The sequence below is a fragment of the Streptomyces sp. NPDC048258 genome, assembly GCF_043201995.1.
GTDB lineage: Bacteria > Actinomycetota > Actinomycetes > Streptomycetales > Streptomycetaceae > Streptomyces.
The window spans coordinates 327910-340108 of the sequence record NZ_JBICZH010000003.1; the positions used below are offsets into that span (position 1 = coordinate 327910).

The following is a 12199-nucleotide window of genomic DNA, read 5'->3' on the forward strand; positions in this document are numbered from 1 at the left end:
GATGGTCCGGAGAATCCCCGGTTTCGGAAACCGGGGATCTGCCGCTATATTCCGCCCCGCCGCAATCCGGCCGGTGATGCGGTCCGGTCAGGAGGTCAGGTCGAAATCGTCCTGGGAATGGACCTGCTGGAGGGTCTCGGTGAGCCGGTCGGATGCGACGGCCGCGTACTGGCTGGTCTTCTCGATGCCGATGAAGCTCCGGCCCTCCAGGAGGGCTGCGACCCCGGTGCTGCCCGATCCGGCGCAGAAGTCGAGCACGGTGCCGCCCGGCGGGGCGATCTGCACCAGCTGCCGCATCACCTCGACGGGCTTCTGCGTGATGTGCCGGCGCGCCTTGCCCGAGGGCTGCGAGGCGCTGAACATCCCCGGCAGGTAGACCGGGTTCGCGGCGGCGTCGATCTTGCCCTTCGCGCCCCAGACGATGAACTCGCAGTCCTGGCGGAACTTGCCCTTCTGGGGCCTGGCCTGCGGCTTGTGCCAGGCCATCACGCCCAGCCACAGCCACCCGGCGGCCTGGAGCGCGTCCGTGGTCGCCGGCAGCTGGCGCCAGTCGGTGAACAGCAGCGCCGTCCCGCCGGTCTTCGTCGCCCGGTGGGCCTCGGTCATGATCTGCGTCAGCCAGAGCGTGTACGAGCGCTGGTCCATGTTCTCGCCGGTGAAGTCCGGCAGGGCGTGCTGGGCGTCGGCGGAGACGTATTTCTGGCGGGCGGAGCGGCTCGTGCGTTCCTTCGCCGTCCGGCCGCCGCTGTTGTACGGCGGGTCGGTGATGACCGAGTCAGCGCAGCCGTCGGGCAGTGTCGCGAGCACGGTCAGCGCGTCGCCCTGATGGAGGGAAAACGACAAAAGGGGACCCCAATTCGATGAGGATGCGGGTGGAAGGCTCCGGACCGCGCAGAGGGTCACGGCAGTTCAAGCCGGTGGCGCGCGGGGAGGCCCAAACTGTAGGTCACAATCCCCGGTTGGGAAGCATCGCGGGCCAGGAAGCCCGGAATCTCGCGGATTTCGGCGGCGATTTCGGCGACCGGGGATTCGGGCTTACTGTCGTGTCACTGCCCGGCGGACACCGCCGATGGCGTACCCCTTCCCCCTTTTTCCCTTTCCCGCAGGAGGCCCCTGTGTTCCGTCCGTGACCCCGCACGCGGCCATCGCCGCCGCCCCGTCGCTCCCCGCCCGCCGCAGACCCTGACACGGAGGCCGCCCATGTACCGCCCCTGCTGACCTCGCCCGCGTCCCCCGCAACTTCGCAGGACCTGGAGGTACCTCTGATGTTCCGCCCGTAACCCCCACTGACCTGGTGCGCGAGGCAACGCCCACCCGGCACACCCAGATCCCTCTCGGCTTCCCGCCCCGCACCTGTTCCAGGAGTTCGCTGATGTTCCGCCCGTAAGACGCCCCCGCATCTCCCTTCTTCACCGGCCCGCGGCTGCGGGCTGATCCCTGCACCTTCCTGGAGGTACGCCCATGTTCCGCCCGTAACTCCCCTCGTCCCGCCGGGTGCGTGAGGCAACACGCACCCCGGCCGGGGCCCTTCGCCCGCCTCCACCGCTCCGGCCGCACGGCCCTTCCCCCTTTCACACCGTGCGGCCGGGGCCCGCCCCCGAGGACCTCACCGTGACCCGTTCCTCCCCATCCCGACGTGACATCCCTGCGGCCCGCCGACCGGAGGCCGCCCGGGAGTGAAAGGCATCGCCGCCGCGATCGGCGCGCTCTGCCTCTCCCCCTTCCTGCTGGCCGGCACCGCTGTGCTCGCCGCAGCCGCGAGCGACTCCTCGGGCCAGGGCACCTCCTGCTTCACCAAGTCGGTCGACACCGACGCCGTGCGTCGCCAAGTCGCCTCGGTTCTCGGTGGATCCGGCGCCCAGAACGTCCACGTCGATGGCCTTGACCTGCCGGACGAGCAGATACCCCACGCCCGCACCATCGTCGCCACCGGCATCACGCTCGAAGTACCCGAGCGCGGCCAGGTCGTGGCCCTGGCCACCGCCATCCAGGAATCCCGGCTGCGCAACCTCGGCTACGGCGACCGCGACTCGCTGGGCCTGTTCCAGCAGCGGCCCAGCCAGGGGTGGGGCTCTCCCGCCCAGGTCCGCGACCCCGTCTACGCCAGCACGAAGTACTACCAGGGCCTGCTGAAGGTCCCCGGCTGGCAGCAGATGACGATCACGCAGGCCGCGCAGGCCGTCCAGCTGAGCGGCTTTCCCGACGCGTACGCCCAGTGGGAGCCCCTCGCCCGCGCACTGCAGCAGGCCATCGCCCCGACGCTGAAGGGTGCCCGGCACCCCGCCAACGGCCAGACCCCGGGCCTCCCGGCAACAGACCCGTGCGCCCCGGGCGAAGACGGCAGCGGCTCCCGACCGATCCCCGAAGGGGCCGTCCCCAAGGGGTACTCGATCCCCGCCGACGCCGATCCCCGCGCCAAGACGGCCATCACGTGGGCCATAAACCAGCTCGGCACCCTCTACCGGTGGGGCGGCTCCTGCCTCGCGCCCCACGGCCCGGACCCCATGGGCCGGTGCGACTGCAGCTCCCTGACCCAGCAGGCGTACAAGAAGGCCGGGATCACCCTGACCCGGACCACGTACACCCAGGTCAAGGAAGGCAATGCCGTCCCGCTGAGCCAGCTTCGCCCCGGCGACCTGGTGTTCAGCCGCGGCACGCCCGCTGTCCCCGAGCACGTCGGCCTCTACGCCGGCCACGGCTACGTCATCGAGGCCCCGCGCACCGGAAAGCCGGTCCGCTTCGCCACCCTCGCGGATTTCGCAGCCCACAGCGCGCGCCGTCTCCCGTGACACCGGTCCGCCCGGCCGGCCCTTGAGGCACCGGGCGGACCGGACCACCTTCGCGCCGCAGAGCGCCCCCTCCCCCTCCCCCCTTCTCTTCCTGTTCCCCGGCAGGGCCCGTCGTGTCCTGCGCATGCAAGGAGCGCACCCCATCTCCCCCGCCAACCTCACCCCACCCCTGTCCGAACACCTCACCCTGCTTGCCTACGATCCGGGCGTCTCCCCCAAGGGCGGCGGCCTGCCCGGCCTCGAAGTCCTGCGCACTGTCGTCAACTCGATCAACCTCTTCGGCATCGTCGCGGTGGTCGGCGCGCTCGCCGTCAGCCTCGGCGTGTGGGCCTGGGGCCACCACTCCGGCGGCCACCAGGCCGAAGCCAACGGGAAGAAAGGCGCGGTCGTGAGCGCCGGCGCCGCCCTCGGTCTGGGCGCGGCCAACGGCATCGTCGCGTTCTTCAGTGCCCTCGGCCAGCAGGTCCACTGATGAGGAAACGTTCCCTCGACGCTCTGGGCCTCGGCTGGCAGCCGCCACGGCGAGTGATGCTCGCCGCCGGCATCCTGGCCGCGCTGCTCGTGCTGGCCGGCGCCGTCGCCTGGTGGACAGGCCGCGGCCAGAGCACCGACGCGTCCGCCCCGCACACCGGGTCCTCCGCATCACCGGCAAACACCTCCGCCCCCGTGCCGAAAGCGCCTCCGGGAGGGTCCAAGGTCGCCGGTCCGCCGCCGATCGCCGACCCGCTGGCCTTCGCCCGGGCCAGCGCGGTGATGCTGTGGACCTTCGACGCCCGCACCACCAGCCGTGACGACCAGCTCGCCGGCATGCACACCTGGATGACCGGCGAAACCGCGTACGCGGACTGGGACTCCGTCCAGGCCCAGATTCCCGACCCCCTCCTGTGGTCTCGGCTGAAGGACAACGCCCAGCACGCCAGCGCCACCACCTCCGAGGCGCACTTCCCCTCGGCGTTCAAGCAGGCCCTGGCAGAAAACCCGCAGGCGATCACCGAGGCGTACATCTACGCCGTCACCGTCCGCGGCAAGACGCAGCTCGCCTGGACCGGCGGCGGAGGCGGCGCCGAGGACCGCCAGATCACCCTCGCCGTCCAGTGCCGCCCCGGCAAGGACTGCCGCCTGGTCGCCGTAGCCCCCCGCGTCGCCCCGTAGCCGTTCCCCCTCCCCGAAAGGACGCCCGCGTGGGCTTCTGTGACCTGCCCGTCGCCGGCCACCTCTGCGACGTCGGCAAAGTGATCGACTTCGCCTCCGACCCCGTCGGCGCCATCGGGGACTGGATGGCCAAGTCGGCCGGCGACCTCGCCGCCGCAGCGGCCGACCTCGCCGCGAAGGCCATCAACCGGACCACCGAGATCGACCTCGGTGCCGCCTGGTTCCGCGACAACTACGAGACCATCCTGCCCATCGGCCTGCTCCTGCTGGTCGCGACCTTCTGCGCCCAACTCGTACGCGCGGCCATCAAACGCGACGGCCAGGCCCTGACACAGGCCGTCACCGGCACAGCCTCCGGCGTGCTGTTCGCGTTCTGCGCCATCGCCTTCACCACGGTGGCCCTCGAAGTCGTCGACGCGCTGTCCGACGGGCTGTTCAAGGCATCGGGGACGGACATGTCCACGGCCGTGCGGCGCGTCGTCAAGATCTCCCAGATCGGTGCCATCGCGGGCATGGGGTGGCTCGTCGCCGTCGTCGCCGCCTGCGCGAGCGCGATCGGGATGTTCCTCTTCTGGGGCGTGATGATGGTCCGCAAGGTCGGCATCCTGATCTTGGTGACCCTCGCGGTGTTCGCGGGAGCCGGCGGCGGCTGGGAGGTCGCCCGCCGCTGGCGGCGCGGCTGGATCGAAGCCACCGCAACGCTCGTGGTGTCGAAGCTCCTGATGACGATCATCTTCGTGCTCGGCCTCGCGGCCATGAGCAAGACCGAAGCCAAGGACGGCGTCGCCGCACTCGCCGACATGGCCGCAGGCATGGTGATCATGCTCCTGGTGCTGCTCTGCCCATACATGGTGTTCAAGTTCGCCCACTGGGCGAGCGAAGGCACGGACGGCGAGTCGATTCACCGAGCCGGCGGTGCGGGTGCCCAGATGGCCCGCCAGCACGCGGAGAACGCCGGGCGCAAGGCCGCTTCCGCAGCAGCCACTGCGGGCACCGGCGGCGCGGCGGCCGGCGCCGGGGCCGCGGGCGGCACCCAGGCCGCAGGCGGCGGAGGCTTCCCCGGCGACATCGCCGCCAATCCCACCGGCGGAATGAGCATGGACAAGGGCGACTCCGGCGGCGACAGCTCCGGCGGCGGCTTCCGTGACCTCATGGAGCAGTCCGGCACCCCGCAGAACCAGAGCAGCACGGGGCAGGGCGGCGGCCAGGACAGCGGTCCGCCGAGCTGGGGCGGCGGGGGCGGCCAGCAGGGCGAGTGGAGCAGCAGCGCTCCCTCCGATCCGATGCCCCCGGCCCACGGAGCCTCCTCCGGTGACAGCACCCAGTCCACCTCGCCGACCGGCCTGTAACCCCACCAGCCCCGCCCGGGGCAGGGCCTGCCCTCTTCACCGCGCGCCCTGCCCCGGCCCGACCCGACCGGGACCCGAACCTTGTCTTCCGAAGTCCTCCCTCTCACCGTCAAGTTCCCCCACCGGTCCCGGCGCGGCATCCTGCTGGGCCTCAGCCTCCCCCAGCTCGCTCTCGTCTCCTCGGCCCTCGCGCTCCTCCTGGCCACCGTGGTGACCTCCGGCCTGATGGGCGCCGTCGTCCTGGCCCCCCTGTGGATCACCACCGCATTCCTGGTCGGGGTACGACGGGAGGGCCAGTCCCTGATCGACTGGGCGCCGCTCGTCGCCCGATACGCCCAGCGCCGCCGGAGCGGGCAGACGGTGTGGCGGGCCCGGCCGGTCTCCCGGCCCCGAGTCGAAGGGCTCCTCCACCTGCCCGGAACGACCGCGTCGCTTCGGGTGGCCACCTCCGCCTCCGGCGCCGCCGCCGTCCACGACCCCCACCGGCAGACCCTGACCGCCGTCGCCAAAGTCAGCTCCCGCGCCTTCGCCCTGCTCGACCCCGCCACCCAGAACAGCAACGTCGCCGCATGGGGCCGGGCGCTCGCGGGCATCGCCCGGACCGGGCACGTCGCCACCGTCCAGGTCCTGGAGCGCACCGTCCCGGACTCCGGCGACAGCCTTGCCCGGCACTGGGCCGAGCACGGCAACCCCCAAGCCCCCGTCGCCGGACAGATCTACTCCGCGCTCGTCGAATCCGCCGGGCCCGCCGCCGCCCCGCACGAGGCGTACCTCTCCATCGCCCTGGACCTCAAGGCCGCCAAGCGCCTGGTCAGCCAGGCAGGCGGCGGGCTCGACGGTGCCTTCACGGTCATGGCGCAGACCACCGCGTCCGTCGCCCAGGCCGCCCGCACCGCCGGTCTCACGGTCACCGGATGGCTGGGCCCGCGGGAGATCGCAGCCGTGCTGCGCACCGCCTACGACCCCGCCTCCACCGCCCGCCTCCAGCAGTGGTCCTCCACCGGCCGCGCCGAGGCCGACCCGGCCGCCGCCGGTCCCGTCGCCCAGGTCGAGGAAACCGACCGGGTGATCACCGACTCCGCCCGGCACACCACCTACTGGGTCGAGAACTGGCCCCGGACCGAAACCCACGCCGGATTCCTGCACAACATCATGTTCAGCACCGGCGTGCGGCGCACCTTCTCCCTCATCTACGCCCCGCAGGGGATCGACTCCGCCCTGCGCGATGTCCAGCGCCGCAAGGCCGCGATCATCGCGGACGCCTCCGAGCGCCGCCGCCGCGGCCAGGTGGAGTCCGAGGCGGACAACGTCGAGTACGCGGACGTCAAGACCCGCGAGAAGCAGCTGATCTCCGGGCACGCGGACGTCGCGCTGACGGGGCTGCTCACCGTCTCCGCCGACACCGACGCCCACCTGGACGCCGCGTGCGCGCAGATCGAAACGGCTGCCGCCGGCGCCCAGGTCGACCTGCGGCGCTTGATCTACCAGCAGACGGACGCCTTCACCGCCGGCGCTCTCCCCCTGGCCCGCAACACCCTCTAACCCGCCCGCCCGCCATCTTGGCGTCCATCCCCCGCGAGAAGCCCTTGTCACCTGACGACCGCAGCGACGCCCTCCCCACGAGCAACGCCCACCCGTATCTGCGGGCGGCCACCGCCGGCCTGCGCCACCACGCCCGCACCCTCACCGCGCAGAGCTCCGCCGACGAGAGCGCCCGGCCCGCCGACCGGCCTCACCTCGACAGCCTGCACGCCCACCTCACCGCCCTGCACCGCCTGCTGGACGAGATCGCTGAACGCACCCGGCCCGAGCGCCCGGCCTCCGGGCGGCACCTGGCCACCGCCCACGCCCGCCTCTGGCAGGCAGCCGAGGCCGTCCACGCGGCGTTCCACCTGCTGCCCGCTCCGGCCCCCGGCGGCAGCGACTGCCACCCCGAGCGGCTCCCGGAAGGCCCGCCCGTGCTGACCATCTGCCAGCGCCACCTGGCCGCCTCCCACGCCGTACGGCGCAAGACCACGGCCGCCGACCTCGCCACCCCGGCGTCCTGAACACCCCCGCCCCGGAAACGAGCGAGCACCGTTGTCCCACCGCCGCGCCAGCGCGACCCCCCTGTTCACCCCGCACAACATCGACCGCGCCCAGCGCCGGGCCATCCGCAAGCAGACGGCCCGCGCCGAGGCCCGCGCCCGCACCGCCGCCGGCACCGACGCGCAGCAGCACCCCACCGAGGCCGCCTACCCCGACGCCCTCTACCCGCCCGGCGGACGCCCCGGTCCCGCCTCCGCCCGCGGCAGCCGCCTCAAACTTCCCGCCCACCGCATGACCACCGCCGTGGCCAGCGCCGCCTATCCCTTCCTCGCCGAAGGCGGGCTCGGCGCCGACGGCATCTACATCGGCCGCGACCTGCATGCCGAGGGGTCGTTCACTTTCGATCCGTTCTCCTTGTACGGAAAAGTCGAGGGTTTCACCAACCCCAACCTGCTGCTCGCGGGGGTGATCGGGCAGGGCAAGAGCGCCCTGGCCAAGAGCCTGGCCCTGCGGTCCGTGGCGTTCGGGTACAGGGTGTATGTCCCGTGCGACCCGAAGGGTGAATGGAGCGCGGTGGCCTCCGCCCTGGGCGGCACGTCCATCGCGCTGGGGCCAGGGCTGCCCGGCAGGTTGAATCCGCTGGACGCGGCGCCGCGGCCGGCCTCCGTGCCGGAGGCGGAGTGGGAAGGTGAGGTCCGCAAACGCCGTCTGCTGCTTCTCGGCTCCCTGGCCCGTACCGTCCTGGGCCGGGACCTGCTCCCCATGGAGCACACCGTCCTCGACGTCGCGCTCGACACCGCCTCCGCCCGGGCAGCGGCCAGTGGCCGGCCCCCGCTGCTCGGCGACATCGCCCATGCTCTGGCCGACGGGCCCGGCCTCGACCTCGCCGGCGGTCTGCTGGCAGGGCGGCTCGGGGAGGCCGCCCGCGACCTCGCCCACGCTATGCGCCGCCTGGTCTTCGGGGACCTCGCTGGGATGTTCGACGCGCCCTCCACCAGCGCCTTCAACCCGTACAGCCCGATGCTGTCCATCGACCTCTCCCGCCTCGGCGGCAGCGACGACACCGCCCTGGTCCTGGCCATGACGTGTGCCTCGGCGTGGATGGAAGCCGCGCTCACCGACCCGTACGGCGGCCGACGGTGGGTGATCTACGACGAGGCATGGAGATTGATGAGGCATCCGGCCCTCCTGATGCGCATGCAGGCCCAGTGGAAGCTCTCCCGCGGCCTGGGCATTGCCAACGCCATGGTCATCCACCGGCTGTCAGACCTGCTGACCGCAGGCGACGCCGGCAGCCAAAGCCGGGCTCTGGCCGAGGGGTTGCTCGCCGACTGCAGCACCCGCGTGATCTACCGCCAGGAGACCGACCAGCTGCACGCCGCCGCCGGACTCCTCGGACTGACCAGCGTCGAAACCGCCGCGCTGTCCCACCTCAGCCGTGGCCGCGGCCTGTGGAAGGTCGCAGGCCGGAGCTTCGTGGTTCAGCACCAGCTGCACCCCGCTGAGCTGCAGCTCTTCGACACGGACGCCCGCATGCACTGACCGCAGAAACGTTCAACCAACCCGGGAACCCATGCCCTCAGCACGCGCCGACCTGTCCCTGTTCGCGTCCGCGCTCGCCGCCCGTCTCCCCGGGCAGTGGACGAGCAACTACCGCCAGCACCCCACCTACCCGGACCAGTTCCGCACCATCGACCGCCTCTGGGACTGCGGTCACGTCGAGTACATCGTCCACCAGTACGTCCTGGGCCACGAGGCCGTACTCCACGGCCCGGACGGCCAGCACCTGTACGTCACCGACCGGCCTTTGCGGCCCGGCCAGTTCGTCGTCGCCCCGCTCAGCCCCGACGCCGAGCCGCACCACTTCGTAGGCGTCGACGAGCCGAACGGGATCGTGGTCCCCAACAATCCCGTCCGGGCCGCCGCCCGCATCGCCCGACGGCTGCTGCCCCGCTACGGGGCTGCCCGCGACGCGGTGCACCGCAGCCTCGTCGACCGGCCCGAACCCCCGCACCGCAAAGCCCCACCGCAAGTCGACCAGACCGTCACCCTGACCTGGTACGAGGACGGGGCGCTCGGAGCGCCGTACAAGGACGTCCCTGAGGAAGCCCGGGAAGCGCTCTACGTCCATGGCTTCCAGTACGTGCCCCACCAGGCCGCTTTCCTCCTCCCCGCCTCCTACGGCGAGGCCGGCCGCGCCGTACGCATCCAGGCCGTCGCACTCCGACTCGCCGCAGCCGGGATCGGCGTGAACCTGCGTCACGCCATGCCCACCGCCCCGCTCCCGCCGCGCCCACCGGCCGTGGCCCGGCCTGTACCCGCACTGCCCGCAGCCCCAGCCGCCCGCGCCCGCTGACCACCTGAAAGAAGGAAGCCTCCATCAGCACCCGCAGCTTCATCGCCCGCCCCACCGGTACCGGCTACGAGGGCATTTACTGCCATTACGACGGCTACCCCGATCATCAGCTCCCCCTCCTTCTCGGCGCCGCCCGCTACCGCTTCGGCGGTGACCTCGATGCCCTGCGCCGGCACCTCATCGATGGCCCCCACGACTGGAAGCAGCTCGGCATGGACCTCCTGGACGGGGCCCCCGGCAACGTCCAGGAGAGGCTCGACCGCCACGGCGACCTCGGCCCGAGCGCACCCTTCGACAACGTCTTCAACGTTGACGGCACCCCCGCGAAGCCGATCCCGGTCACCGACGCCAACGCTGATGCCATGGGCCTGGAATGGGGCTACGTCCTGCATGACTACGGCATCGAAGTAATCGCCCTGACCTGGTACGACGCCGGCCCCATCGTGCCCTGGGACACCGACCCCCTCTCCCGGATCTCCGGCACCCCCTCGCTGTGGGACTCGAACCGGCCCGCGCCCATCCAGGCCCCCGCCACCCCGCTGAAGGTCACCAAGCCGGACGCCCCGGCACCCACACCCGCCCGACCGCGGATCACCCGCTGAACGCCCCGCCCATGGACCGCACTCCGGAGAAGTCCCTGTCCGTCCCGCAGATCACCGTCGTCATCGCCACCCAGCTCCGCCCCGAACGCCTGCCCTACCTGCAGGAGATGCACGCCAGCCTCACCCGGCAGGCCGTGCCCTGGGAGGCAGTCCTCGTCCTCGACGGCGCCGACCCCGCCCTCGTGCCTGCCCCGATCACCGCCGACCCACGGATCCGGACCCTCGTCCTGCCCCGCCCGGTCGGTGCTGCCTGCGCCCGCAACCTCGGCCTGACCCAGGTGCGCACCGAGTTCGTGAACTGGGCCGACGACGATGACGTCTTCCCCGATTGGAGCCTGGGCGTACGCCTGGAGACGTTCACCGACGAGCTCGGGTGGGTCGCCGGATACAGCGAGGACTGGCTGCCGGACGGATCCCGACGCCTGTGGGAATGCCCGGCCCCGCCCGGCTACCACGCCGCCGGCGACGTGGTGACGTACTGGCCCCGGCCACAGGACACCATCCCCGTCGGGCCGACGACCATCCTGGCCCGCACCCGCCTGGTCCGCGCGGCGGGCGGCATGGGCGGCCTCGTCCAGGGCGAGGACTACATGGCGGCCGTCGGAGTCACCGCGCTGGCCCCCGGCGTGCTGCTCCCGCTGCCCGTCTACCGGTACCGCAAGCACGACGGTCAGATGACCCGCGGCGAGCAGTACGAGGAGCTGGAGCTGGTCGCCCGCCGCCACGCCCACGCATTCGGACACGGCCTGCGCACCGTCTTCACCAGCCGGACGTGAGCATGGACGACCATACGACGCCCCGTTCCAGGGGCCTGGCACAGATCATCCTCGCCGTCAGCCCGGCCGACGGCCTGGTCGCCGTCCCCTTGGGCGAGCAGTACCGGTGGGCCAACACCGCTCTCCAGCTCACGCCCGGATTCGAGCGGCGCCCCGACGGCACGTACGCCCTGCGCGACGTGGACACCGCCGCACCCATCCTGCGCGCCCTCGCAGATACCGCACGCCGGCACCGCGTCCACCTCTTCGGCGGCCCCCGCACCTACCTCGGCGACTACGCCACCGCGCTGGCCGATGCCCTGCCCGGGACATGGACGGTGAAGGTCGAGGTCTACGCACACCCGCTGTGGCAGGAAGACCTCGTCCCCCTCCTGTGGGACGCGGGCGAACTCGTCGACTGCGTGGAGCACGTCCGCATCCCGTACGCCGCCCAGCTCACCAGCGGTGCAGGCGCCGAACTCCTGCTGGTCGAACGGCCTGGCAGCGCCCACGAATACCTGCTCGGCGCCTTCGCCAGCGGCACCTTCGACGACAACTACGCCGACCCGCACGCCCCCACCTCGGTCGTGCTGCCGCCCGACGCGGCCCATGCGGCCAGCCTGGTCGCCGTCAGGTTCCTGCCCGCGTACGAGCTGGCCGTCCACGAACGGCTGCTGGCCGCTGTCGAGGTGGCGCACGGCAGGCTCGAGGAACTCCATGCGACATGGACGGCGATCCAGCAGTCCGGCCGCTACAGCGACGGCACGCTCCTGGACCCGGCCACGCTCGGACACACCGAGCAGCAGTACCTCGAAGAGAGCTCTGCGGAGTGGCGCCGCCTGCACCCCCACGCCGCTGAACTCCTCACCCGTATAAGCCCCGTGGCAGGTGCCGAGGACGCCGCCTCGCTGGATCGGCTCCACCAGCTGCTTCACCCGGGCGCGGATTCCTCCACATGGCCGGCGCCGGCATCCTCGCGTGCCGCCCTGCCTCCCGGCGCGGCCGAGGCCCTCCGCCGATGGCGGACCGACGCACCGGCGCTGCTGCGGCAAGCCCGCGCCACCCGCCCCGTCGGCCCTGTGCCCATGGCCCGGCCAGCGATTCCCGCCGTCGGCAAAGCCGCCTCGCCCGCCGCCCTCGGGCGGGCGCCCCGCAGCCGATGACCTTC

12 protein-coding genes are annotated in these 12199 nt (G+C 72.3%); 11 read left to right on the plus strand and 1 reads right to left on the minus strand.

From position 1 onward, the window contains the following. Window positions 1-87 precede the first annotated feature (87 nt). Window positions 88-843: a site-specific DNA-methyltransferase gene (locus ACGFYQ_RS08940; RefSeq protein ID WP_359785287.1), complete on the minus strand. Its 756-nt coding sequence runs from the start codon at window positions 841-843 to the stop codon at window positions 88-90. A gap of 833 nt (window positions 844-1676) precedes the next feature. Here ACGFYQ_RS08940 and ACGFYQ_RS08945 point away from each other — a divergent pair. The 11 genes from ACGFYQ_RS08945 to ACGFYQ_RS08995 all read left to right on the plus strand — a co-directional run bounded on the left by ACGFYQ_RS08945 (window position 1677) and on the right by ACGFYQ_RS08995 (window position 12194). Beyond that, entirely contained in the window at window positions 1677-2789 is a 1113-nt protein-coding gene (locus ACGFYQ_RS08945; protein WP_393741501.1) for a C40 family peptidase, read from the plus strand. Between the two features lie 124 nt (window positions 2790-2913). After that, on the plus strand, window positions 2914-3261 hold the full coding sequence (locus tag ACGFYQ_RS08950; protein ID WP_393741503.1) for a DUF6112 family protein: 348 nt from the start codon (window positions 2914-2916) through the stop codon (window positions 3259-3261). After that, entirely contained in the window at window positions 3261-3941 is a 681-nt protein-coding gene (locus ACGFYQ_RS08955) for a hypothetical protein (RefSeq protein ID WP_393741505.1), read from the plus strand. Before ACGFYQ_RS08950 ends, ACGFYQ_RS08955 begins: the two co-directional genes overlap by 1 nt. Window positions 3942-3970: 29 nt before the next feature. Beyond that, entirely contained in the window at window positions 3971-5290 is a 1320-nt protein-coding gene (locus ACGFYQ_RS08960; protein ID WP_393741507.1) for an ATP-binding protein, read from the plus strand. Between the two features lie 81 nt (window positions 5291-5371). Continuing rightward, a complete protein-coding gene (locus ACGFYQ_RS08965; RefSeq protein ID WP_393741509.1) occupies window positions 5372-6832 on the plus strand; it encodes an SCO6880 family protein in 1461 nt (486 codons plus the stop codon). A 44-nt stretch (window positions 6833-6876) separates the two neighbouring features. Beyond that, window positions 6877-7338 (plus strand): DUF6238 family protein, encoded by a 462-nt coding sequence (locus ACGFYQ_RS08970; protein ID WP_393741511.1) that lies wholly within the window; start codon window positions 6877-6879, stop codon window positions 7336-7338. 31 nt (window positions 7339-7369) lie between these two features. Further along, a complete protein-coding gene (locus ACGFYQ_RS08975) occupies window positions 7370-8860 on the plus strand; it encodes an ATP-binding protein (protein ID WP_393741513.1) in 1491 nt (496 codons plus the stop codon). A gap of 31 nt (window positions 8861-8891) precedes the next feature. Beyond that, a complete protein-coding gene (locus ACGFYQ_RS08980) occupies window positions 8892-9674 on the plus strand; it encodes a hypothetical protein (RefSeq protein ID WP_393741515.1) in 783 nt (260 codons plus the stop codon). A 212-nt stretch (window positions 9675-9886) separates the two neighbouring features. After that, entirely contained in the window at window positions 9887-10276 is a 390-nt protein-coding gene (locus ACGFYQ_RS08985) for a hypothetical protein (protein WP_393741517.1), read from the plus strand. An 11-nt stretch (window positions 10277-10287) separates the two neighbouring features. Then, the gene (locus tag ACGFYQ_RS08990) at window positions 10288-11052 is read left to right on the plus strand and encodes a glycosyltransferase family 2 protein (protein WP_393741519.1); all 765 of its coding nucleotides are present in this window, start codon (window positions 10288-10290) and stop codon (window positions 11050-11052) included. 2 nt (window positions 11053-11054) lie between these two features. Next, a complete protein-coding gene (locus ACGFYQ_RS08995; RefSeq protein ID WP_393741521.1) occupies window positions 11055-12194 on the plus strand; it encodes a hypothetical protein in 1140 nt (379 codons plus the stop codon). Window positions 12195-12199 lie beyond the last annotated feature (5 nt).